Source organism: Phocaeicola sp. RTP21198st1_B8_RTP21198_201120 (genome assembly GCF_040929485.1).
In the GTDB taxonomy this organism is placed as follows: Bacteria; Bacteroidota; Bacteroidia; order Bacteroidales; family Bacteroidaceae; genus Phocaeicola; species Phocaeicola dorei.
Map to the genome: position 1 here is coordinate 685 of NZ_JBCOCI010000524.1, position 389 is coordinate 1,073.

Genomic DNA, 389 nt, shown 5'->3' on the forward strand with positions numbered 1-389 from the left:
CTGTTGACACAGGCGGAAGGAGCGGTCCGTTTGATATACGATTTGAAAGAACTGAATGGACAGAGAGGATTTGTAATTGCTCCGTTTCAGGTGAGTGAGACGTGTCCTGTCGTATTGATTCAACCCGATCAGTTGGGGCAACCTTTGCCGATTGACAATGATACGGCAGAAGAACGGGAAGTCGCTTTGCGGATGCAAGGACAAGAATCGTTCCTGACTTCTTCTACGGATGAATATGCCTCCTGCTTTCATACCTTTATAAATGCTTTGCGTGATAATACTTTTGATAAATTAGTACTTTCACGTCATCTTACTATTGATAAAGTATCCGGTTTTTCTCCTTTGTCTATATTTCGTGCAGCGTGCAGGCGTTATATTCATTCATATAT

Annotated in this window: 1 pseudogene; it reads left to right on the forward strand. The window is 42.2% G+C overall.

Features of this window, described 5'->3' with window-relative positions:
- A pseudogene (locus tag AB5935_RS27805) lies at window positions 1-389 on the forward strand (isochorismate synthase); the annotation flags it as partial.